Below are 22,176 nucleotides of genomic sequence, written 5' to 3' on the forward strand. Positions count from 1 at the left end.
CTTCCTTTCGTAAAGGGTTGCTCTAGGGGAAACGAATATTTTACGACAACGGCGGCGGCTGGATAGTTCGCATGACAACGCCCCTGGCCGGCACCCGCAGGTCTTATATATTTTATATTATATAGAGGACTCGCAACACCCCTTTTCATGCGGGATTGAGGGATGCCGAGTGATAGTGATATGAAAATTTATAGAGTGCAAAACGCTTGAGTGATAGAGACTCTGCTACATCCAAGTGATTGGTTCACCACGATCACTCAACACCTGACGGAACTCTTCTTCGGTATCGTATGTAGCTAGCTCATACTCAATTGGCTTATTGTCTGCACTGTACTTGGCATCGATGAGCCAGAACTTTGATCCAGTGATTAGAGTTACAAAGAGGTTGGATTGCTCATACTGCAATCCCATTTCTTCACGAGTGATGTCACCTTCGGCAAAGTCGTGATCAGTCTCACGCACCTCCTGAATCAAACTCCACAAAGCATCTGCATCATCGGCATAGCCTTGCATGTTCATCAACCCTTCTTTGTCTAGGTTCTCATACTCATCACAGTGGGCAGTGATGACAATAGGTAAAGGTTCCTTGAACCCTGCCTGCCAATAGAACACAGCACCTGCATATTCAATCTTACTCATTCCTTATCCTCTCTCTTTGTCTTCCGCTTCTCGTTCTGTTTCTGTCGGCGTCTCTTCTCCAGTGACAGCCTGACCCATACAGCTTCGATTACTTTTGCATCGGCTTCGTCTTGCATGGTCCTCATTAGCCGCTTGAGGGTTTCGCACATCTCGTCAAGAGTGGGACTCAAGTACCGCTCCGAACAGATTGTTGAATGCTTTTGTCATCTCTTCCTCAGTATCAAATGACTCACTGATCACTCCCGGATACTGTTTGCAAGACTCGACCTTCAGGCATTTTGCTTTGCCGAAGATGGAAGCAACACTCACCGCGTCTTCGCCAGCAACGAACACAAAGACATGGATGCGACGATCAATATAATTTTGGTTGATCTGTTTGAAGATCATGTGGTCGTAATACTTATCTCCAGCCAACATGAAGTTGATTTGTTCTACCGCGTCGCCTTGTTCATCATAAGACAGGCTCAGTTCAAATAGTGCCCTGCCTTGAAAACGATTGATGTGTTGCCACTCAGCAATAGACATCACGCACCTTCCTTCTTCATGTTACTCCCCCATCTGTTGATCAAAGATTCTGCAACGGTCCTCGAACTGCTCTTGTGTTAGCTTCTCAGCAACTACACTGATTGCTTCTTTCGACTCCAACTCAATTGACCAGTACGGCGAGCCGAGCACACTAGCAATGTCGATGAAAGTATTAACAACAAGGTCACGATACTTGTCAGCCCTGTTTGGTTCTTCGCCTTCGAAAGTAATAGTCCCAGCAACTTCAAACTTCAGTATCAACTGAACCAGATTCAACAATGCTTGCTCTTCTGTTTGAGGTTGGTTCGGTTCTGTGTGAAGGTAGATGGCTCGTTCTGTAGGTGCAAGCGATTCGAATTCAAACTCTTCAATGATGATGTACGGAGTAGCCTTCCCAATCGTTAGCACTCCACCGCCGTTGTTCTTTTCAAGCCCAGCCATGGACTACCCCAAGAAAATGATTGCGGCATTTTATCACAACGGAAAAAGAAAAAGCCCCCGACCACCGGAGGCTTTATCTTGGTTGCTTCTCACCTATTGAGCGCAAGCCGACACTATGGATTGAATCATTGAACGACTCGCTTCTATTTATCATGACCCGTTCCGTCGTTCTCGAATCTTGTCCCACATTCCCTTACGCATCTCGAACAGAATATGGCCTGCACGAGAACCCCACTTGCGATAAGGATGGATCAAACACTCCATGTAATCCTCATGCATGATCATTCCATCCTTGCACATATTGCATAGCGTGTCGTACATGTTGATGTAACTTTCGAACGCACCTTTCTTTAGAAGGTAGTCCAGTGTATCAACATCGAGCATATCCATTGCCTGCTTGTCGTTCTTCTTTAACTTCTGGTATGTGCTTCTATCATTCATTGTCGGCACCCTTCAGATCATTCAAATGTTTCCATGTGCGCCCATAGAAGATTGAATCGGCCGCTGCCTTAGTAATACCAAAGCTCTCACCGAGCACACGAGCAGCACCAACATTGCAAGACAGTTTGATCTTGATAGCTTGCTCTTCAGACAGCACCGCACGTCCGTTCAGCTTGCCGGGATGGGAAGCAAAACTCCTGCGCCCCTTTATCGTCATGTCGGATAGGTTATCTGTTTGCGTACCTACAAACAGATGATCAGGATTTACACATGATGGGTTATCACATTTGTGGCATACGCAATCACCCGGTCGCAGCTCTCCCTTATGTAGTTTGTAGGAGGCTTGTGATGCCTTGATGGATTTATATCCCCAGCCGAACCTACCGTATCCCTGTCTATCGATATGCGCTGTCCATCTCCAACAAGGAGTATCGACATATGGGGGTGTTATTGATTCGTCTTCTACCCACTTCTCATTAAATCGTTCAAGTGTTGTTCTCATTGTCATCTCCAAAAGAAAAAGCAGAGTGTTTAGGCTCTGCTTTTATTTATGGATGACTGAGTAATAATTGACCTTTAATAGTCTTGGGCGAGCATAATTGTTGTGTAGCTTCTATCCCATTCCGTGCAGATATAGAACTTCTGACCATTCACCACATACGCAGATAAGACTCTTCCATCTTCTTCGGCTGCTTGATCATTCAACATCTTGTCAGCCTTGCACAGATCGCCCCAGTCTCTTGCTCCATGACGAAACAAAAGATCGGTTAAATCTACGTTGTGCTCAGTTGCATAGTTAAGACAGTTCCTTGTTACCACTACTCGACCTAGCGTGAATGACATATAACCTCCAAAAGAAAAAGGGCCGTTGATGGCCCTCTTATCTTCCTTTGGCTATACGTGAATCGATCAAGCGTTAAAGTAAAGTGGTCGGCTGTGATCGTTTCTTTGTATCTCGTGAATGGCTTTCAATGCTTGCCCTTCCGTTCCCCCTGCCATGAGTACCTTTGGAACAGAAATCGCTCTATGCATTTCGCCCCCACACTCAAGGCACACTAAACATGAAGTGTCGTCCGATGCCACATAAGCCTCTTTGGTTGCATTGCAGTCTGCGCACACGTAGTCATACATTCGCTTTGCCATCTAGTTGTCTCCTTATCCGATGACGATCATTCGCAGCAGTTCAGTTCTTGAATGCTGGATAACGTACAGGAACGGAACAGTAGTTGCCCCATCGATGTAAGGAAGTACAACCAACTTATCTCCATCCACTGTCGTGCTCTGTGGGTAGGCATTGGTCGCAAATGCTTCTAGGTAGTTCTTTGCTACGTTGAAACGGAAGATGCGGCCTGTGCCTTCCTTCTGGATATATATGTTCCCGTTCCAATCCACCGAGCAAGAACCAGTGTTGAAGGTTTCCATCTGGCCGCCGTATGTGTTTGCGATCCATGTGTTTGCAGAGATGTCATACACGTCAAGTGCAGAGCTACCAGCACCTCGGAATGAATAGATGTAGCGGCCATTCTGTTTAACCAATGTGCCTGTTTGCATCAACGGCTTGCCTTGTGCTCCTTGCCAGTCAGGATCAGCTACGCTATTGATCCAGTCAGCATTTCCGCCACCTGCGAGGCTAGCCCCACGAGCAGCAACTGGTGTGATCGTTACCCAAGTATTCGTGCTGATTGTGTAGCGGTACATGTTGGCTGAGTTGTTGCCAAGCAAGTACATGTAGTCATCATTGCCTTCGATTGAATAGACACTGGTTGCGTCTGGCGTGACAGTCCATGCAGCCGATACAGTGAGGGTCGTTGCCGTGTTGCTCGCTACTGTTCTGACCTGTCCCGCGCCTGTGCCTGAGACGATACGAACCTGGGCGTTGGCATAAGCATTGGTCGGCCAGCTCTTCGCACTGTTGATCAATGTCGTTGATGTATTGCTGCCAGTGCTTGTGCCTGTCTCGAATGCACCCTCTGCGCTTCCTGTGCTTACTAATTGCCCAGTCGTTCCCCATGATGTCGGAAGACCTGTAACGCTCTTCTGAGTCCATGCGTTTGTTGCTCGATCATAAACAGCAAAGCCAACTGCACCACTGCCAGCGTTGAAGAACCAAACCGAACCCGACCAGATTTGATATACAGTCGTTGCATCAAAGGCCACGGAAGCTGCTGGCGTTACGGTAATGACGGCATTGGCGCCAATGGTGTTCGATTCGATCTTCCCTTCGTAACCTGCTCCACTGCCACCAACGATTCGAATCTTGCATCCTCGAATGTCGCGCACGATGGTTCGGTTTGTGATGATCGTTGTCGTCGATCCGCCCGTTGCTGTGTTTTGAATAGTGCCACCGGGAGCACCGAGCGCTCTGAACTCACCGCATGATCCTGAGCCGAATGATCCTGCAATGCCTGAGCTTGGAACTTGAATCCATGCATCCTGTTCGGCGTTGTAGTTCCAGATGCTCGATGTGCCGTTGATCAAATAGTTTGCATCATCGGCAGGTAGCAACCCGCTCTTGTCACCAAGGAAGAATGAACCCGCTGCGGTATTGCTCGGCGAGGGTGTGCAGAACTCCCATGCCTTTCTGTGTAGTAGCTTTCGCAAGTTGATTGTTGTTGTCATTATTAGCTCACGATAATTTGTTGGTAGAGTCTCGAAGACCCCATATCAGAAAAGTTGGTAGGCTCATTGATTCGATAGAACGTTGAGCCAGTTGTGGGATTCGATACAGCATTGGTGCTCAATGTTGCTGTTGTGTTACCACCAATTGCGTAACCATCAATATCAATGGTCATGCGATCCGTTCTATCCAGTCGCGGCATCTTTTCGAGAATGGCCGTCAGGGTATAGAGCATGGTGTCATTGAGAGCAGCCAACGAATCCAGCAAAGACTGAATGTTGGTGTCGGTTGCCTGCTCGTTGTTCGAAGTGTTGTAGAGGGACATGGATGCTCCTTACTTGTAATAGGTCATCGTTACGATGCACTTCACTGGGGAGATCAAACTGACAGTCGCCACGCCGATGATGTACCGTATCGTTGGGTTAAGTTCTGAGCCAGTACCATCAACAACATCTGCCATTGGTAGGCTTGCTTCACCATCCACGCGACAGTAGAAGTCGCCGGTCGAAGAAAAGATTACAAACCGAGCATCGGCAGGAATCGTTACCGTCTTGGCTACGCGTGCATCAAGTGCTTGTACGTCTATGTGATCCGAGAACGGAATTGCAAACGATGGATTCCCGTTTGCGTCGATGCCGATTTGAAATGGCTTCATTACTTCTCACTCACAGGAATGGTCGTGAAGAATCGAAGGACGATGATCAGCACACCAACGACTGCTGTAGCGATACCGTAAGTGACCGGATCAAGTGCAGCTTGCAGGTTCGGCAGATACGTTTGAATTGCGCCCAGCAACATGATCACGAAACCGAAGATGATTGTTTTCGACTTAACTATTTTTGCCCACATGGTTATCTCCCTACGCGTGCCAGCAATGACTTCTTGATTACTGCCACAGGATGTTCTTCTTGGTCGAAAGCATCGTGTCCGAAACCTCGCTCTGCTTCTTCATCGCCACCACCAAGCTGTTCGATGATGGCGTTCAGTTGCACACTTAATGCCTTCAGTTGTTCGAGGATGCCGGTATCCTCTTTGTTGTTGCTCATCTCACTCATCTTCATTTGACCTTCTCCATTTGGTACGTTGGTTCTTTTTGTTGTTCTGCTGGCTTATCTTTAACGAAGCCATAACCAATCATTAGGCCGACGACGAGAGGGGCGAGCCACTTTGCTGTTTCGACGATGTACTTCAGGAAGCCCATACCGTACTTCGCTGTCTTGTACGATTCGAGAGGTTCTTTTATTTCGATCAGGACTTGATCGACTTTCAGTTGCACAAGCTCGATGGAAGTTTTGATGTCGTTATACTTCTTGTCTTCCAATCGAATGTGATCTTCGAACTCGTTACGCAACTGTTGAACATCTTTATCGAGTTCTTCCACACGTGCGACCAGTCGGATTAATTCTTCTGTTTGATTCATGGTTGGCCCTTTTCAATTGTTCTTCTATTTATGAAAAAGGGCCAACGTCTATTACGCATACACAGTAACTACGGCGTATCCATCGCCGCCCGATTGTGCGCTGTTGTTTAGCCCACCGGCACCTCCGCACGCATTTCCAAGATTGGTATCGCGATTGTTGTTTAGCGACAAACACCAACCCCCAAGACCTGTTCCTGAACCGCTTCGCGACATCCCTCCGGTAGAAGCCCAGCCTGAACCTGCTGCTGCCGGAACATTACCAGCCGAAACAGAACCTCCAGCCGCACCAGCAATGGAGAAGAATCCTGCTGTAACTACTCCACCCGCACCACCAGCCGCCTCCGCAGATACGGCAGCCTGGGCGCCACCCGCGCCCCCGTTTGCTGAGATCGTAATAACTTGGGTTGATGGAATGTGCCAAACGAGAAGCTGTGTTGCGCCACCCGCGCCTCCGTTTGCATTTGCTCCCGATGTTCCACGGGTGCCACCCGCACCAATGATGAAAGTTCCTTCACCGCTTGGAAATTTAGATGCCAGTATGTCGAAGCGAACATATGCGCCCCCGCCCCCACCAGCAGCATTGCCCGTAGTGAGACGATTACCTCCTCCTCCTCCAGCACCCCACATTTCTACAACAACAACTGCCGAGCTTGGCAATCCACTTGGGACTTGCCACACATACGAACCCGCTGCATCAAAAACCGATTGATGCACAATGCCGACATTGGTTAGGTGTCTCCCATCGACCGCCGGGAGCATCGCATTTTCGTCTAGCTGAATGATGTTGTTAGCTGCTGTGCCGAGAGGTGTAGTCGCCGCCGTGGTCAACCCAAGATTTAGTCGAGCGGCTGCGGTTGTTACGGCACCAGTTCCTCCCGAGGCGATGGGAATCGGTAAAGCTATTGACGCCGCTGACGCTGCTGCTGCCATTGCTGAACTGCTGGCAGCAATAGCACTATCAGAAGCACTATCCGCAGATGCTGCCGCAGCAATAGCAGAGTTGTTCGCCGCCGCCGCACTATTAGATGAACTCAATTCAAGTGCAGGTAATACACCATCTGTATATTCTTTATTAACTGCATCGTGTGGATTAATCGGGGATGCCACATTTACAATATTGCGATTGGTTGCATCCAAGTTCCCACCATTGTTCTCATGAAACGTAAGCGCTGCTTGCTCCTGTAGCATCATCACTACACGATCAAAATCTCTATCGAGAACATCAGCGGTAATCGATCCGCCCTCAACATAATCCGTAATTCGCGTCATGGACGTTTCACGAACTAATCGAACAGATGATCCGTTTGATGGAGCTGTCACGAATACTACAGAACCACCTTCGACGTTTCCCACCCCCGTGACCGAGTAACCATAAGCGACAAATAATCCATTGACGTAAACCTGAAGATCGCTAGAGTCCAGAATCTGAAAAGGATAAGCAAATGTCTTTACAGAACCATTTGCGACGTAAGTAATAACTGGGGTTTGTTGAAGTACAGGCATGTCTTCTCCTAAAGAATTTGCCTGTATTTATGTTTAGGTATTTGTTAAGCCGAGATGGTTAGTGCAAATCTAAACAAGTCATCCAGTTGTTCATCCGTAAGATTCAAAACGGACTGAAGAGAAAGAACCGTTGGGCTGTTACGTTTGAATACTGCCGCATCTTCCCAAGCAATCTTAATGAAACGATCCTCACTAGAAGCGATGAATGTTTCAATATCCTCCAGCAACCCAGCTTGAAATAATGCTGCGCGTGCTTGGAAGCGAGAGACTTCAACAGTATCTCGCCAGTTCATCAACACTTCTTCTGGTGTTAGTTCTACTGTCTCTTCCTGTTCGGCACTCTCTGTAACTGTTTCAAATATCCAACCATTCTCCCATCGTGCTACTTTACCTTCCGGGATCATAGGAGGCTCAACATCAACAGCGCCCCCAGGTATCAGAAACACTCCCGGTTCTAGTGGAGATTCATCTGCCACTACCGGCCCAACGTAATAACCAATGTCGTTTAATTGCGATACGATCTTATTCATTTTGCTTCCTTAGTATTTGATGCAAGCTAGCAAGGCAACGTTTCGTGGTCGTGCTTCGGTTCCACCATCAGCGTTAATGCTCAGTGTGTGGGTGTGCGCTCCAGAACTTCCGGTATAAGGTTGAGCACCATAAGTGTTTTCTGCATACCCCCAGGTCGATGCGCCGCTACTCTCACCGCCTCCGCTTTTCGGTATTGTGTGGGTGTGCGCCCCTGCACTAGCTGCCGATCCTGTGTGAGTGTGGCTCTTGTTCTGGTCAGTTTGTGCAGAGCCAATTGCTCGCCCTGTATCCACTCCACGTGCATCATCCCAACCTCGAATGAACTCGCCCCGCAGGTCAGGGAGCTTGAAAGTCGTTGATCCATCCCCTGCACCGTATGTTGTTCCGATAACAGCAAACAACGCTGCATATGTGGTGCGTGAAACCAAAGCCCCGTTCGCTTTCAAATAACCTGCTGGTGCTGTGCTTGTCGCAAAGTAAGAAACAATGCCGACAGGAACTTCAACTGTCTCTGTGTAGGACAACTGAATCTGTTCATTAGCACCAGCATTCAAAGTTGTCTTTGTTAGGCTTCCAGATACAACCAGCTTGTTATTCAGCTTATCTGCTGTCGTATCTGTTTCTGAAACCTTCAAGTTATTTGATTCAACAAACGACAGTTGCAGCTTTTCGTCATTTCCAGAATCAAGAACCGTCTTCGTTAGTGATCCAGTTACAACCAATTTTGTATCGAGGTTGTTTGCTGTGTCGTCGTTCGAGGTAATCTTGATGAAACCAGAAACACCGTTTGCGCTGTTCTCTGCTGCTTGTGCGCTAGCTGCTGCCTCGATTGCGCTATTCGCCGCTTCGATTGCACTTGCTGCTGCCGCATTCGCTTGGGTGATTGCTTGAGCTACTGAACTCGCAGCCGATGTCTCTGTCCAGATTTTTGTTACAGCGTCTTGTGGGCCAATAGGATCAGAAACATTTACCAGACGGCGTGACTCAATATCGAGAGCGCCACCACTGTTTTCTTTCAATGAGACGGCATCGAGGTACTGAACCATCATCACCAAACGATCGAAGTCAGCATCGAGCGTTTCTGCTTGAACGTAACCGCCTTCTACATAGTCGGTTGTTCGTTTCGGTATGACGATTCGAGCTATACGAACCACAGAGCCATTCGCAGGCGGAAGTTCAAAATTGACTACCCCGCCACTTGCTTCTCCAATCCCATCGACTGAATAGTTTGTTGTTGGCGCTGAATCGATATACACATTCAAGTCATCAAGATCGAGAACTTGAAATGGAAAGCTGAATGATGTTACTGAGCCGTTAGCGGTATAGCTAATAACTGGCGTTTGTTGAAGTACAGGCATGTCTTCTCCTAAAGAATTTGCCTGTATTTATGTCAAGCCATCTCGCGTTCTATCTCGATACTTTCGCCATGTGGTCGCCAAGATTTGTAGCCATCAATCTTGTTCTGTATCCCTGCGCCGATTGCAATTGGTAGTTGTTTGATTGCTGAAGCTGGAGCATCAATAAAGTCATCATGCTTATCCATTCTTGATGGATTGAAGTCACGCAACTGCGTCATGAACTTTGTCGACATGACGCTTTGATGCACGTGAAGAAAATGAGCACTTAGAGGGATTTCGAACGCTTCGATAATTTTTTCACTCTTCTTTTGCGTAGAGTGAATCCCTTGAACGGCAATGCCCAATCCACGAACTTCTTTCAATAGCATTGGTGGCGCGAATGCACCGACGCCGTTTGTTTCAATGCAAATCTTTGGCAGCTTAAATTCAAGTGCTGCATCTCGAACTTGCTTGCATTGCTGTTCAATCTCGCCCTTCAGTTCAATGATGCGGTGGATATACAACTGGCCTTCATAGCTCAAATAAACAATAGCCAGGACCGAGCTATCGCCCTTCTTTGTATTAACAGCCACGTCCCACCATGCACAAACAGACTTGATACGGACATCACCAATACGAAGGAGCGACGAACGGTTAGCCGTAATCAACTCTGGCTCACCGTCATAGGTCTGTAGGTTTGTTGGATCGAGAACTGAATCCTCTACCGCCATCGGGATCAGTTGGTATTGGGAAAAGAACTCTGCACGGCTCTTACATGCAAGCTGCTTGTTGATGATCTCGTTATGGTCCCAACGCTCATGCCAAGTAACGTCACCTGTGATGTTCGGGAATTCCCCCTTCAGGTTGTTCAGCAATGGGATGACGAGACTGGATGCACCCTTCCCTACGATCTCTGGATATACGGAGTCATAGGCATGAGGTGTTCCAATGAACAGCTTCTTGCCGCCGGGGTTCAGTAGGTGATGGGATTCAGCGATACGAGCACGCAACCGCTCGCGCAGGTCTTCGCTACCTGCATTGCGTGGAACCTCAACGTCATCCATGAAAATGAAATCAGCACGTGCACCAGTTACGTTGCTGAATATCCCACGTGCTTCAATAGAACTGTTACGTCCTGAGTTGCTTCCTTGGACTACTATTTTTCTAGCCGTCCATGTGCTATCACGACCACGTAAATGTTTGGCTAGTGGGTTGGTATTGATGACACGTTTGCAGTCCTCAACCATTTTCATGGCTGTATTGTCGTCAGCCGATTGAACAAGGATCAGTAGAGTTGGGTCATTAACAAGTAACCAGACTGCGTAGATTGCAGCAATAGAAGATTTACTCGAATTTCTAAAACTTTGCAGTACAGCTACATTGTTGTTCCAGTTGTCACTGTCTGCGAGAAAGTCAAGAATGCGAATGTGGAATTCAGGTATATGGTCCCAACCATTCACCTTTGCCTGCACAGCAAAGAAAATATCGAGAGGCACTTTATTCATTGTGTGCCTCGATGTAAGCAACAATTGCTTTTAGATCATCAAGTGATGCATCTGACTTTAGCTGGTTTGCTTTCCAGCTAATAACACGGACATTTCCTTTAACATAACCCTTGCTGTTATCCACTCGATCAAGAGAAGGTGCAAACTGATTTCGTGTTCCGATTACAGCAATTGATACATCTAGCTTAACGCCAAGGACCGGACAGAACTCAGGGATAACAATATCTTCGATTGTTAGATTGAACTCCCATCCCTTAGCTTTCGAACGACGCCGCACGTTGTCGAGCATGTACTTTTCGTAGTTCTCTGCTGCATTCTTCCGCCACCGCAGGTGATCCCGCTCTTTATTCTTTTCGTGGTATTTTTTGCTGTAGTCAGGATTCTTCTCCCGCCACGCTTTCATTCTTGCCTGTTGTTTTTCTTTTGCTGTTAACTCTTGTTCCATGAAAAAATACCTCCGATGTTTTGGAGGTATTTATGGTTTTGAAAAAACATCGAGGCGTTAAATATCTAGCTTCACTCCACGTTGTGCGAGCAGTTCTTTTGCTTCATCGATCAGTTCAATGTTCTCAGCCGATTGAAGATTCTGCTTGTCGCTTTCTTCATCACCATCAGCCAACATGCCGCGAACATCCTTCAACTGCTTGATCAGGTTGATGTGTTCTTTGATGACACTCATTTGATCCTTACGACGCTGCACCATTTCTTTGTTCGTATATTCAACTTCGAGTAGCCCCTTGCCTCGGTTCTCTTCGATCAACTGCCCAACGAATCGATTAATGATCACGTCAATCTTTTGAACGTTTGTGCCCTTCTTCAATTCAGGATGCCAACGTTGCATGATGTTCTTAGCTTGCTTTTCATTCTCGCGTGCCTTCAATTCGAGACGACGCTTTTCTCGTTCGGCCTCCTGACGCAGCCGTAACATCTCACGACGTTCGTTTGGCTTCATTGCTTCCGTTTCTGGCTCTTCAACGATTTCAATCACGTTTGGTAATGCTGCTCCCATTTGTCTCTCCTTTAGTTATTTTTAATGGTTAGAGTTGTTGTTGCTTTATCAGGCAAGCCCATAAAGTCCTGTGCCCATTCTTCGCCGTTGTTAATCAACCAGCGTAGGTAGAACAAGTTGTTGAATGGAACCAGCTTACGTGCGCTGCTGATAGTTCCTGCATCCTCGGTATCGTTCTTGATGTCGGATACGATGTTGTGAACTTCCTTGCCAAGCTGACCTGTTGGGCCAAGCAATACGCCTGCGTTGAAGTTCTGTGCTGCCATCGTTGGGCGATCATCGTCAGAGATTGCACGGCGCATATCCCCGAAGCCCATGCCCGAAGAGACGTTGTTGATGAAGAACGGAATCGTTGCAAGGCCAGATTCACTAACAGCGTCGTATGCAACTTCCTGCCAGTTACGTTCTCGCTCTTCGCCTCGATCACCGTCAAAGCCTGAACGACGGATGATGTCTTTCAGTTCCCACACAGCCGCCCCCATGACCATTGCGGAAACGATGTAGCCCATAACGCTGGCATCGCGTTGGTTGATCTGCTGCATCATCGGAACAAAGTGCTGGATGTGCGAGCCGAAGTTGAATGACATGAACTGCGTGAGCAACGTTTCCATTGGCTTGCTCAGTCCTGTAACCACTTTCGCGCCTGCGCTTGGGTTATACACAACGGTATGCGCTAGCGTCGTCAATGCACGCTCCAGAGTCTCCGCAGCTTCACGGTCAGCCCATCGCACTGTGTCAGTGACATAGAGGCCGTTGTTAATCATGTTGTGCCCAGCCGTGATGCCTGAATTGAATTCGTTGGCGATCCGACGAGCCATGTCCGTATCGATGCCCCATACACGTAGGTTACGAAGCTCGCGCTCCGTTGCATTGCCTGCCGTCTCAGCGATAACCGAACGAAGGATTTCATCGTTCGCAATAACACCAGTCATCTGCTTCTGAATATCGGTCAGGTGCGCAAGGCCGTTCAGGATGCCCATCTTGTCAGCCGCCCAGTCCAACCCACGAATGACAGGGTTCTTCGAGGCGTATTGATCAACGAGGTCATTGATCTGCATGTGACGAATACGCAGCACGGTTTCCATTGCAACGCCAAGGCGCTTGTTCGCCTGAACGATTGCGTCATAGGCTGGATCTTTGATTGACGGCAAACGGAACAGATCCCCGAAGGTCTGGCGCATTGCTGGCACCGCATGCTTCAACGTCGATCCCATACCGAACACGAGCAGGTTCTTCGTGAAGTCGGACAGAGAGGAAACGGCTGCACCACCCATCTTCGTGATGTAGTTGAACGTAGCCAGACCATGTGCAGCAGTTGCCCAGGAGCGAGGATTATCAGGAGCGACCTTGTAGCTGCCGTCCATGATCGAGATGCCATTGCGGATCGCCTTCACGCCTCGGTCGAATTCACGCTCCAGCTCAGTGACCAGCTTTGACTTCTCAGCATCGGAAATCGCCATTGCAGCAATCTCAGCTTGTCGGGCCTGCTTCTCTGCAAGGGCACGATTGATCATGCTTTCGCCGGTCGTGTCACCAATCATCTTCGTCAATGCGAGATCGGTGCCGACTGTGTTGCTGTATCGAGTCATAAAGTCCCGATACGACTTGTTCAGATATGGTTCGAGAACATTGTCATCGATCTCTAGCTTTCGCTCCATGGCAACGGATGCCTTCGAGTTTCGACCCAGCGGAATGATGTTGCCGTTCGCGTCCTGTGTGATCGTGCTTATGTTGATCAGTCTGCGATTGTCACCATGAATGATTCGCTCATAGACATCCTGTGCAGCTTGCTCCAGTTGCGCTTGCGTCCATGTTTGGTTCGTTCGCTGGAACTCATTGACCAGCATCTGACGGAATGCAAACTGCTCGTTGATGATCTTTTCCCGATTGAAGCTACGACCGAAGTAGCTCAACGCTGTGCCCTTCAAATTGCCGGATGTATCGAGACGGCCGAGGCGTACAGCTTCATTCGCCAGTTCATCGACAAGGACACGGCCTTGTTGTGCCACACGTTCAATCTCACGAATGGCATGGCGGTCGGCATTGCTCATGGCGATACCAATTTCTTCATCGAACTCCTTGCGGGTTAGCTTGTTCTTGCCGTACTTCTGCTGGACGTACTGAAGCGTCTGAGGGGTTTCCCATCCACCCTTATTGATGTATCCGTCATATGCTTTGTTGAAGTCATCGAGGCCACGGCCAAGCACACCATTCCCAAGGCGCTCAAATTCCGACTCAGCAGATTGCAGAGTGGTGTAGCTGCCATCCAAGTTGCCTACACGCTGGCGAAGGTCACGGAACAACTTTTGCCCAGCAGCTCGAAACTCTTGGAACGAACTGTTAGCCAGCGTTACCGCCGACTGGTTGAGGTTGATTTTGTTCGCGCCGAAGCTACCAACAAGGTTCGTATCTGCGACTGTTGGTGGGGTATATGTGCTCGGTGTCGGTGGAGTTGGAGCAGCCGCTACACCTGCATTCGATGCTGCGCTTTGGTAGTGAATTGCTGAACCATCATCAGCCAGGTCTTTTGCAATCGCCGTGTCTGGTGCTGCCGTCCCATTAACATGGCTGACATACGTCTTCAGTTGCTGTGCTGATTGCTGAAATGCTGCTGCCGTTGGTTCATTCGCTGACGCTGCTGGTGGAGTTACTGTGCTCGACTTGCCACGAATCAATTGCCCTGCCCCATGGAAAGCAGGATTCAACAACGACCCTGCCACGGAGAACAATGCAGCGTCTTTAACGATGTCGATTTCTTCTCGTGATTCGTCGCGGATGTTCTGTCCCATGCCATACAAGCCACCAGACAAAGCGCCGACAGCCGCACCTTCAGCAGCAGCCTTGACGTACTTGCCGCCTTTGATTGCTTTGCTTACTGCGCCACCGCCTACGAAGATGTCAGGCGTGAAAAGGCTTGCAACGATCTCTGCCGTCGTTCCCCAGCCTCCAGCGCGAGCCAATACATCCTTTTCGCCACGGTCACGGTCAGCCTTCCGCTTCAACCATTCAACTTCTGCATCGCTATTGGCTTTTGAAAACCAATCGGCATAGTCCTCATATCCTTCAATCTTGGATAGTGGATCAAAGTTCTTGTTAGCTGGCTGGCCTGAATATGGATTGCTTTCACCATGAACAACTTGCGTCAGCCAGTTCCCTTGACGAAATGCAGCGTCAGCTACTTCTAAAACTGACGGTGCGGAAGATGTAGGTTTTTCCTCTTGCGGTGTAAGGTTGTCGCGTTGGTTGGCCGGAATGCCAACTGACAGACCATATTCGTTTTTCTCTTTGATAGGCATTACTTTGTCTCACTCTTCTTGAACTTTCCAAATTGTGGTTGCTCAGAAGTATTTAGTTGAGGAGACGGTTTCGCCCCACGAGGAACAAAGTTATTCATTTCGGTGTTGTTGAATGCAGCGCCTGTCGTGAATGGATTCGGTTTCGCGCTCAAATATTCTTCACGCTTCTTCTGTGCTTCTGCCAACTGTGCATCACGAACTTGCTTTGCTGCTGCCGCTTGATCTGGTTCCCATGTCAGTTTCTTTCCGGTATTTGGATCAACTACGTGCCCAGTAACAACACCATTGCGAACTGCGAATAGGTCATAAGAACCATCGACATTGGCTTTCAGTCGAACTTGTTCAGGCTTTAGGCCAAGTCCTTTCAGGTCGGTAGCAAACTGCTGAGTCATCCAGTCCGTCTTGCCTGCTGCACCTTCAGGAGCATTGAACATCAATGTTGGTGTGCCAGTCAGATACGAGACGCCATAACTCTTACGAACAAGCGCCTTGGTTGATTCCAATGCAGCATCAACATTGCCGCCAGATAGAATCAATTGATCTTGGAACACATCGCGTGCGTGTCCATATGCTTCAGGCGTAACGTCCTTCTTGCTGACGCCGAACGTATTCTTCAACTCTGTTTCGAGCTTCGGTAGAGCCTTCGTGCCAATTTTCTTGTACTCCTCCTTTTGCTCCTTCGTCAGAGTTCGAGCACGTTCAATCAACAGTTGCGCTTGCTCTGGATGCACCCCCAGGTTGATTTGATTGGCCTTCGATACCGTCTCGTCATTCAGTTGGTGGATGATGTTCGGTGCCTTCTCTGCGATCTGCGCAAGAATCTGAGTGCCTTGAATCGATTGCTTTGGGTCTTTCGAGCTAACAAGCCCATGGATTGCAGAGGTCAGCATGCGCGGAGCCACACCCGTCTTCGTCGTTAGCTCGGTCATTACTTCAACCGCATTGGCGTTTCCGCTCTTCTTGATCAGTTCTTGGGCATAGGCTTCAACCGACTTCACGTGGCTTGGGTTCTTCGGATCGAGTGGAAGCCCCAATTCCAATGCGTCACGAACTGGCGACAGTAGTAGGTCGCGCTTCTCTGCTGCTCGTGCTGCCCGTTCTTCTGCGGCCTGTGCTCTGCGCTCCCGACGATCAGCATCCATCTCCAGCTTGCTTATCAACCGTTCTGCGTGGCCTTGGTCGATTCTGTTTTCCATGTGAGCCTTATAGACAGTGGCAACTCCAGAATTGCCAGACAGCTTCCCTTGCGTGATGTCCATGAACAGAGCGAACTCGTTGGCATCCTGTTCTTCCTTCAGCTTGGCCCGCGTCTCTGCATCACGGCTTGAACGCTCGTGCTCTGCCTGATAAAGCAACGCACGACGAGTAGAAGGATCGAGTTCAAACAATGGGTCGGTAGCAATGTCGCCAGTTTGGTTACGCAACATCTCGACTGCTGCATGTGGGTCTGTATTCGTGACCGATGCAACGGCATCAACTACGTCTTGTGTGAGGCGCTTCTGGTATTGTTCTTCGGCAGATGCAGCCCCCCACACAGCAATGAACTGTGGCGAGTGCATCATTTCGTAGAGGTTCTTTTTGTGATCCGACAGCAACCGGCCAACAGTTTCTGGATTGTTTTCGCCAGCCATCACATCGGCTAGTTGCTTGCCCAACATTTCCAATGTCTGCACGTGGCGTGTCTTTACGTTATCAACACGACGAGGGATAACAATCTCGTTCTGATAAACCGAATCAGCTTGCTCCTTGAATATCTGAACACGAGCATCTACGTCGTTGCCGACTTTGGTTAGGTAGTTGTACTTCGCATTGATTTCATCGATGCTTGCCCCGCGCTGGCGTTGATACTCTTCATACTCTTCGTCAGTGTTCAATCCCTTATCGATAGCAGCCTGACGAGATGCGGAACGTGCATTGCGTTCTGCTGTTTGAAGTTCGATCAAGTGGTTTTGCTTCTGCGTTTCCTCTTCAGCAATCTGAAGATTAGTCATCGTCTTGATCGCATCTTGTGCAACTGCTGCGACTTGTTGTGCAGCTTTCATTTCCATGTCAGCCGCCATTGCTTCACCGCTTGCATCACCAAACGTCCCGCGAACAACCTTTGCTGTTTCGACTGGACGAGCTACGCGATTACCAAAGTTATTCGCCGTTGGCACTTCAGATGCCTGAACTATGCGGCCCCCTTCTTGGGCATTCATGTTTATGTTAGACATGCGTGATCCTTATTCTGTCGATACTGTTGTGGTTGTTGTAGTTGCAGCAGGTGTCTTTGTGTTCCACTGCTTGTAGTTCGAATAAGCGCCGATAGCACTATTCGCCAGTGTCGTTACTGCACCAGTGCGGCCAGCCGATAGCATTGCGTTTGCAGCCAAGCCGCCAGATAGCAACGTGCTTTGTCCTGCCATTTGTTGATAGCGTGCTGTCGATTCTTTATTGACGGTCCCGTAGATGCCTTCGATAACCGTAGCAATAGCGTCTGCTTCTGCTCGCTTCGTTATGTCTTCGGTCATGACAAGATTGCTTCCAGTGCCGACCATCGCGCCGGATGTCCCTTGCACAGCTTCTTGCTGACTGCGCATCTGGATTGCTGCTTCACGAATCTTGTCTGCTTCAATCCCTGCTGACTTCTCGATACGTTCAGCATCGATCTTCGCCAGTGCTGCATTCGTATAGCTCTCCGTTGCAGAGGCTAATGCTGCATGCTCTTGGGCCTTTGCTTGTTTCTTTGCTGCTGCTTGTTGTTGTGATGCGCTATATGCTCCAACTGCGAGTGAAGCTATTGTGACTGCTGTTGCGACGGCCATCTTTATTCTTCCTTGTTATTGAGGCTGTACACGAATCCAACGTGCTCCATGCCCATCTTTTCATAGAGCTTCCCGACGCGATCCTTATCAACGCCGGTACTATTTGAAATGACAATTTGGGCTGCACCTTTCGATTTCGAATACTCAACGAATCGTTTAATCAGCATCGCCCCAGCCATTGCCCCCCGCTTGTCTGGCTCAACAAACAAAGCGAGATCGACCGCTACACGATCACTGCCAAAGTATTGTTCGTGTATCCAGCCAACGAAAGCGCCGATGACTTCGCCATCCTTTTCACATACGAAAAGCATTCCGTCGTCGTGCCAGATACAGGTGTCGAGATACTTGCGTAACTTTTCATCATTGAAGTCGTAGATTGAATATTTCGACTCCGCATGCATCTTCTTTCCGAGTTCTACCAGCCGGTCTAAATCTTTTTCTTCTGCGTCTCTGATCATGGTTGCCTCCTCCATTTGTTGTGACTATTTATGGAGGGGCCATTAATCATTCAGGTCAGGAATAGCCATCTGAAGCGCAACACCAAGAACGGTCATTGGTGAAGGCAAGTCCTGTTCAATCTTGATCGTGTGTGGGCTGCGCCATCCAAGCAATGCAACTTGCTTGTCACCTGTGAATAGAGGCGTTGGCTGACCTAAAGGAACTTGGTTGGTACGGAACGGAACGTTGTTGCCATTCACCTTGCAGCTTGAAGTCTGCGAGAAACGAACAGTGATCTTCGGAATCGACACAGCACGAGCCTGAGAACTACCATCTGCAAGCTGCTCTGCTGGGTGAAGCATCTCAAGCGTTGTCGTATATGGCAGTCCGATCTCCACGTTATTCACTGGATAGTCGAGAGTGACAGTGCCCCCGATAACTTCTCTGTGTCCATGCGGAACACCATCAGCAACAACCGCAACAGTCTTGCCTTCGAGGTGGTCAATGCCTGACCAAACAGCCGTCTTCGTCGCGTTGTAGCCAAAGGTTGCACTGTCGGTCATTGCCCCTGTCGTGTAGTCCAGTAGCTCGATGTAGCGCTTCGACGTGCCATTAACGACTCGACGGACAGCCAGATAGGTTTGGTCAGCCGTTTCCTCTGGAACAGATGCGCAGTTCTCGAAATAGCCGTCAGTGATGTGGCGTGCCCATCCAGTAATCTGCTGGTCGCGTAGGTGGGTCATGGACAGTAGTACGCCATCGTCCCGAGTTGCCCACAGCAAGTAGTCAGGGTCTTGCGTAAAGGTCATGTCCTTCACGCCGGTGCCGGTGATGTGCTCTGCGAATAGCGTCAGGTCGGTAGCCAGGTTCGTATCCTCTGCCACGGAATAGCTGATAGCCCGGACCTTTCGACGGTCGCGCTGTAGGAAAACCACTTCTTGTGAGATGCGGATTGGCTTGGCTGGCGCTGCACCATGGAAGGTGTTGGCGCGAATACGAACACTCGAAGGGGTGATCCCAGCAGTGCCCCCAGTCAATGAGAACTCGCCTCCGGATGACATGGCGATTAACTGGCGAGCGCTCTCCAAATGCACGATCTGGTCATAACGGTTCGATGCAAATGTGAACTGCACTGCGTCACCATCATTCGGCCCAATGGTGAAGTTCGTAAAGTCGCCAGTGACGCTACCCCATATCGTCTGTGGCTCTGCTGAAGTGCCGCCGAAATACAGGCGTTGCTCGAAGAAACCGACCGTTGATGGGAACTTGCCGGTGTTCCATGTCAGTGTTGGCGTGCCAGAAACAGAGCCTGAGACGATCCATTCTTGCCGGGATGCCGTGGATACCTGACATGTAATCGTCCATGTCTGTGCAACCTTCGTGTTCGTTACTGCTGCACCGTAGAGAACCCCTTTGTTGGTCCCTGCTGGTGTTGGGCCTGTTGTGCTTGTAACGGCTCCGCTTGCGTTCGTGACGATGGTAAAGACATCACCAACAGCGAATTGCGTAGTGCCAGCCAGAATCTTAAACTTGATGTAGTCGTTCTGATACCACTGATCCGACAATGCCTTGTACGTGAAAAGGATTGGCGTCAGTGTCCAGCTCGTATCTGTTGCACGTTGCAGGATTCGAGGCGCGTGGTTCGTGTGCGCCAAGTAAAGTGTGTTACCTGCCTGTGCAAAGGTAATGTCAGCCAGCTCGGACTCCATGTAAGGAATCGGGATTTCATAGCGAGTTGCGCCATCCATAACAAACGATCCGTTCTTCACAAACTGGATCACGCCACCATTCAGCACCAACATGAATGAAAGCGTCTTGCTATAAACGAATGGGATCAATCGAACAGTCTGGTTGCTGTTCTTTACCTCACCGATAAACATTGTTCCCGGTCGGCGCTTTGCACCTCCGTGCGTCATGGAGTAAGCATTGACCATTGTCTTCAGTGCATTGTCGTAAGCCTTCAGGTCTGTACGTGCAAGCAGCTTCGGAGAAATTTCACCTGCTGTGAAATCCGATTGGAAGTGAACAATCTTTGCCATTAGAAGCGCACTCCAACCAGTGAGTTGTCGAACAACCCGAACAGTTCTGTTGTGTCTTCCGATGCATCAATGCCCTTCGCGGTGCGTAGCTTCTCCTGATAGATCGCTGACGATGCATTAAGTGACGAGTTGCTTCTTGTGATCGCGTATGCAAGATCAAATCGGAGGCGTGCTGCCACCAAGTCACAGAAGGATGAATCCCAAGAACCGATGTCTTGGTTATCGAATACGTACTTAACGAAGCACTTATCCGAGTTCGTGATGATCTTTTTATTCTCGATCCGATAATCCGAATCCCCGAATACTTGAATCACACGCAAACAATCTGCTGGCAATGGATATGAATGCTTGTAATCGAATGCAGGCGGCGCTAGTTCTGCTGCTAGTTCGATACGCTTCAGTGCAAAGTTCCATGGATGTGCTCGGAGAACTGCACGACGAGCGTTGTCCCACATTGAGTCACACAGAACTGCTTCTGTTGATCCATCGGTAAGGCTGGTGATTGGGTTTGCTCCAAGACTTGTTAGAGCGATATTGCAAATTCCTACGACGCTATTAGCCACAGTCGTCTCCTTGTTTTTGTTGTTGTGGTCGTATTTATGGAGACGGCAAAAAGAAAAAGGCGACCTTTTGAGTCGCCTTCTTTTGTTACTGCTGAGTGTTATTACTCAACGCAAGTCATCTTCGTGATGCCCAGGTCGTCGATGATCTTCGCGCCAAGGGAAACGTAAGAGTTGGTCAGGTAAGCAACACGTTCTGGGATGTAATTGACTTCAGTCGTCACATCTTGGCCGACAGCCAGACCGATAGAATCGCCATTGAAAGCGAAGCAAGTACGGTTAGCAGAAACCTTCGGCAGACGGTTCGACATGATCCACTTCATGCCAAGAGCAGAACCAACGCCAGCTTGCAGAATTGCTTGCACTTGAACGTAGTCGCTCGATGTCAATTGTTGGATAGCCAGAGCTTCAGAGATTTGCTTTGCACCGATAACCAGCACGCGCTTCTCTGGATCGACTTCGTTGGTGTTCAGGTAGGTCACACATTCCAGAATCTTGGCGAGTGTCAGGCCACCAGCGACGGTTGCAGTCGTGTTAGCAGCGTTAGCCAGTTCAGTGATGATGACATCATCGACCTTACGATTGATAGCACCGACAGCAGCCTTGGCGTACTCAGCACGCAGGTTGGCATTGGTCTTCAGTTCGTCGAGCTTGTCGATGTAGATACCAGCGTAGTAGTCAGCCAGTGTTGCGGTAACTTGAGTTGCTGTTGGGTCCAGAGCAGTGATAGCTGCGTCACGGGACTTGGTGTTAGCAACAACAGCAGCCATACGGTGGAAGTTGTAAGTAGAACCAACAACGTTCTTGTGAACACGGAGTGTGTCCATCAGACGAGTGTCGTTCTGTGCCCATAGTTGCTTTACTTCATTTGAATATTGCGCAATAAATGCAGCATTGGTAGATGTAGCCATGTTGAGATTTCCTCGAATAAGTTAATTTTTTGTTGTTCTTTTCTGCTTATCCGAGCCGAACTCGGGGCGTTACTTACGTGGTTCCGGGGCCGTGGCTTGTCCGTACTAAACTTCAGATGCAACTATTTATGGTTCTACGCAAAGTGGTCAGTTACAGACC

General features: G+C 49.0%; 24 protein-coding genes. All 24 read right to left on the reverse strand.

Features of this window, described 5'->3' with window-relative positions; genetic code table 11:
• Positions 1-225: 225 nt before the first annotated feature.
• Positions 226-639: a hypothetical protein gene (locus tag G471_RS0113665; protein WP_028995837.1), complete on the reverse strand. Its 414-nt coding sequence runs from the start codon at positions 637-639 to the stop codon at positions 226-228.
• Positions 640-792: 153 nt separating this feature from the next.
• On the reverse strand, positions 793-1,164 hold the full coding sequence (locus G471_RS0113675; protein ID WP_028995838.1) for a hypothetical protein: 372 nt from the start codon (positions 1,162-1,164) through the stop codon (positions 793-795).
• Positions 1,165-1,185: 21 nt separating this feature from the next.
• Complete coding sequence (locus G471_RS0113680) at positions 1,186-1,605, reverse strand: hypothetical protein (RefSeq protein ID WP_028995839.1); 420 nt, start codon at positions 1,603-1,605, stop codon at positions 1,186-1,188.
• A 433-nt stretch (positions 1,606-2,038) separates the two neighbouring features.
• Complete coding sequence (locus G471_RS18890; RefSeq protein WP_157272523.1) at positions 2,039-2,548, reverse strand: HNH endonuclease; 510 nt, start codon at positions 2,546-2,548, stop codon at positions 2,039-2,041.
• A 407-nt stretch (positions 2,549-2,955) separates the two neighbouring features.
• Entirely contained in the window at positions 2,956-3,189 is a 234-nt protein-coding gene (locus tag G471_RS19635; protein ID WP_157272524.1) for a zinc ribbon domain-containing protein, read from the reverse strand.
• A 12-nt stretch (positions 3,190-3,201) separates the two neighbouring features.
• Entirely contained in the window at positions 3,202-4,665 is a 1,464-nt protein-coding gene (locus tag G471_RS19195) for a hypothetical protein (protein WP_157272525.1), read from the reverse strand.
• A 2-nt stretch (positions 4,666-4,667) separates the two neighbouring features.
• Positions 4,668-4,988, reverse strand: a complete 321-nt coding sequence (locus G471_RS0113700; protein ID WP_028995842.1) for a hypothetical protein — start codon at positions 4,986-4,988, stop codon at positions 4,668-4,670.
• 9 nt (positions 4,989-4,997) lie between these two features.
• Positions 4,998-5,318, reverse strand: coding sequence for a hypothetical protein (locus G471_RS0113705; RefSeq protein ID WP_028995843.1), 321 nt, complete (start codon positions 5,316-5,318; stop codon positions 4,998-5,000).
• On the reverse strand, positions 5,318-5,512 hold the full coding sequence (locus G471_RS0113710) for a hypothetical protein (RefSeq protein ID WP_028995844.1): 195 nt from the start codon (positions 5,510-5,512) through the stop codon (positions 5,318-5,320). The genes G471_RS0113705 and G471_RS0113710 overlap by 1 nt, the downstream gene beginning before the upstream one ends.
• Positions 5,513-5,514: 2 nt before the next feature.
• Positions 5,515-5,724: a hypothetical protein gene (locus tag G471_RS19200; protein ID WP_157272526.1), complete on the reverse strand. Its 210-nt coding sequence runs from the start codon at positions 5,722-5,724 to the stop codon at positions 5,515-5,517.
• Positions 5,721-6,083, reverse strand: a complete 363-nt coding sequence (locus tag G471_RS0113720) for a hypothetical protein (RefSeq protein ID WP_028995845.1) — start codon at positions 6,081-6,083, stop codon at positions 5,721-5,723. The genes G471_RS19200 and G471_RS0113720 overlap by 4 nt, the downstream gene beginning before the upstream one ends.
• Positions 6,084-6,134: 51 nt before the next feature.
• Entirely contained in the window at positions 6,135-7,586 is a 1,452-nt protein-coding gene (locus G471_RS18955) for a glycine-rich domain-containing protein (protein WP_088177977.1), read from the reverse strand.
• 44 nt (positions 7,587-7,630) lie between these two features.
• A complete protein-coding gene (locus G471_RS19415; RefSeq protein ID WP_211226433.1) occupies positions 7,631-8,116 on the reverse strand; it encodes a hypothetical protein in 486 nt (161 codons plus the stop codon).
• Positions 8,117-8,125: 9 nt separating this feature from the next.
• Positions 8,126-9,475, reverse strand: a complete 1,350-nt coding sequence (locus G471_RS18905; protein WP_088177978.1) for a tail fiber protein — start codon at positions 9,473-9,475, stop codon at positions 8,126-8,128.
• 32 nt (positions 9,476-9,507) lie between these two features.
• Positions 9,508-10,959: a phage terminase large subunit gene (terL, locus tag G471_RS0113735; RefSeq protein WP_157272527.1), complete on the reverse strand. Its 1,452-nt coding sequence runs from the start codon at positions 10,957-10,959 to the stop codon at positions 9,508-9,510.
• On the reverse strand, positions 10,952-11,404 hold the full coding sequence (locus tag G471_RS19205) for a hypothetical protein (RefSeq protein ID WP_157272528.1): 453 nt from the start codon (positions 11,402-11,404) through the stop codon (positions 10,952-10,954). Before G471_RS19205 ends, terL begins: the two co-directional genes overlap by 8 nt.
• Before the next feature lie 57 nt (positions 11,405-11,461).
• Positions 11,462-11,968 carry a hypothetical protein gene (locus G471_RS0113745; RefSeq protein ID WP_157272529.1) on the reverse strand — a complete coding sequence of 169 codons (507 nt, stop codon included), beginning with the start codon at positions 11,966-11,968 and terminating at the stop codon, positions 11,462-11,464.
• 11 nt (positions 11,969-11,979) lie between these two features.
• Positions 11,980-15,264 (reverse strand): hypothetical protein, encoded by a 3,285-nt coding sequence (locus G471_RS0113750; protein ID WP_157272530.1) that lies wholly within the window; start codon positions 15,262-15,264, stop codon positions 11,980-11,982.
• Entirely contained in the window at positions 15,264-17,477 is a 2,214-nt protein-coding gene (locus G471_RS0113760; RefSeq protein WP_169720503.1) for a hypothetical protein, read from the reverse strand. Before G471_RS0113760 ends, G471_RS0113750 begins: the two co-directional genes overlap by 1 nt.
• Before the next feature lie 9 nt (positions 17,478-17,486).
• Positions 17,487-18,068 (reverse strand): hypothetical protein, encoded by a 582-nt coding sequence (locus tag G471_RS19210; protein WP_157272532.1) that lies wholly within the window; start codon positions 18,066-18,068, stop codon positions 17,487-17,489.
• Between the two features lie 2 nt (positions 18,069-18,070).
• Entirely contained in the window at positions 18,071-18,526 is a 456-nt protein-coding gene (locus G471_RS0113765; RefSeq protein WP_157272533.1) for a GNAT family N-acetyltransferase, read from the reverse strand.
• A 42-nt stretch (positions 18,527-18,568) separates the two neighbouring features.
• Positions 18,569-20,545: a phage tail protein gene (locus tag G471_RS0113770; protein WP_028995852.1), complete on the reverse strand. Its 1,977-nt coding sequence runs from the start codon at positions 20,543-20,545 to the stop codon at positions 18,569-18,571.
• Positions 20,545-21,108, reverse strand: a complete 564-nt coding sequence (locus G471_RS18910) for a phage connector family protein (RefSeq protein ID WP_157272534.1) — start codon at positions 21,106-21,108, stop codon at positions 20,545-20,547. Before G471_RS18910 ends, G471_RS0113770 begins: the two co-directional genes overlap by 1 nt.
• 101 nt (positions 21,109-21,209) lie before the next feature.
• Entirely contained in the window at positions 21,210-22,016 is an 807-nt protein-coding gene (locus G471_RS0113780; protein ID WP_157272535.1) for a phage capsid protein, read from the reverse strand.
• Positions 22,017-22,176: the final 160 nt, after the last annotated feature.

Origin of the sequence: Azonexus hydrophilus DSM 23864, from assembly GCF_000429605.1 — a bacterium.
GTDB lineage: Bacteria > Pseudomonadota > Gammaproteobacteria > Burkholderiales > Rhodocyclaceae > Azonexus > Azonexus hydrophilus.

Excerpts from the sequence above, each read along its gene's own strand:
- G471_RS19200 (WP_157272526.1), bottom strand. The coding sequence starts at position 5,724 with ATGAAGATGAGTGAGATGAGCAACAACAAAGAGGATACCGGCATCCTC.
- G471_RS18955 (WP_088177977.1), bottom strand. The coding sequence starts at position 7,586 with ATGCCTGTACTTCAACAAACCCCAGTTATTACTTACGTCGCAAATGGT.
- G471_RS0113765 (WP_157272533.1), bottom strand. The coding sequence starts at position 18,526 with ATGATCAGAGACGCAGAAGAAAAAGATTTAGACCGGCTGGTAGAACTC.
- G471_RS0113780 (WP_157272535.1), bottom strand. The coding sequence starts at position 22,016 with ATGGCTACATCTACCAATGCTGCATTTATTGCGCAATATTCAAATGAA.
- G471_RS0113665 (WP_028995837.1), bottom strand. The coding sequence starts at position 639 with ATGAGTAAGATTGAATATGCAGGTGCTGTGTTCTATTGGCAGGCAGGG.
- G471_RS19210 (WP_157272532.1), bottom strand. The coding sequence starts at position 18,068 with ATGGCCGTCGCAACAGCAGTCACAATAGCTTCACTCGCAGTTGGAGCA.
- G471_RS0113770 (WP_028995852.1), bottom strand. The coding sequence starts at position 20,545 with ATGGCAAAGATTGTTCACTTCCAATCGGATTTCACAGCAGGTGAAATT.
- G471_RS0113760 (WP_169720503.1), bottom strand. The coding sequence starts at position 17,477 with ATGTCTAACATAAACATGAATGCCCAAGAAGGGGGCCGCATAGTTCAG.
- G471_RS0113705 (WP_028995843.1), bottom strand. The coding sequence starts at position 5,318 with ATGAAGCCATTTCAAATCGGCATCGACGCAAACGGGAATCCATCGTTT.
- G471_RS18905 (WP_088177978.1), bottom strand. The coding sequence starts at position 9,475 with ATGCCTGTACTTCAACAAACGCCAGTTATTAGCTATACCGCTAACGGC.
- G471_RS0113675 (WP_028995838.1), bottom strand. The coding sequence starts at position 1,164 with ATGTCTATTGCTGAGTGGCAACACATCAATCGTTTTCAAGGCAGGGCA.
- G471_RS19415 (WP_211226433.1), bottom strand. The coding sequence starts at position 8,116 with ATGAATAAGATCGTATCGCAATTAAACGACATTGGTTATTACGTTGGG.
- G471_RS0113745 (WP_157272529.1), bottom strand. The coding sequence starts at position 11,968 with ATGGGAGCAGCATTACCAAACGTGATTGAAATCGTTGAAGAGCCAGAA.
- G471_RS0113710 (WP_028995844.1), bottom strand. The coding sequence starts at position 5,512 with ATGTGGGCAAAAATAGTTAAGTCGAAAACAATCATCTTCGGTTTCGTG.
- terL (WP_157272527.1), bottom strand. The coding sequence starts at position 10,959 with ATGAATAAAGTGCCTCTCGATATTTTCTTTGCTGTGCAGGCAAAGGTG.
- G471_RS0113700 (WP_028995842.1), bottom strand. The coding sequence starts at position 4,988 with ATGTCCCTCTACAACACTTCGAACAACGAGCAGGCAACCGACACCAAC.
- G471_RS0113680 (WP_028995839.1), bottom strand. The coding sequence starts at position 1,605 with ATGGCTGGGCTTGAAAAGAACAACGGCGGTGGAGTGCTAACGATTGGG.
- G471_RS19205 (WP_157272528.1), bottom strand. The coding sequence starts at position 11,404 with ATGGAACAAGAGTTAACAGCAAAAGAAAAACAACAGGCAAGAATGAAA.
- G471_RS0113750 (WP_157272530.1), bottom strand. The coding sequence starts at position 15,264 with ATGCCTATCAAAGAGAAAAACGAATATGGTCTGTCAGTTGGCATTCCG.
- G471_RS0113720 (WP_028995845.1), bottom strand. The coding sequence starts at position 6,083 with ATGAATCAAACAGAAGAATTAATCCGACTGGTCGCACGTGTGGAAGAA.
- G471_RS19635 (WP_157272524.1), bottom strand. The coding sequence starts at position 3,189 with ATGGCAAAGCGAATGTATGACTACGTGTGCGCAGACTGCAATGCAACC.
- G471_RS18890 (WP_157272523.1), bottom strand. The coding sequence starts at position 2,548 with ATGAGAACAACACTTGAACGATTTAATGAGAAGTGGGTAGAAGACGAA.
- G471_RS19195 (WP_157272525.1), bottom strand. The coding sequence starts at position 4,665 with ATGACAACAACAATCAACTTGCGAAAGCTACTACACAGAAAGGCATGG.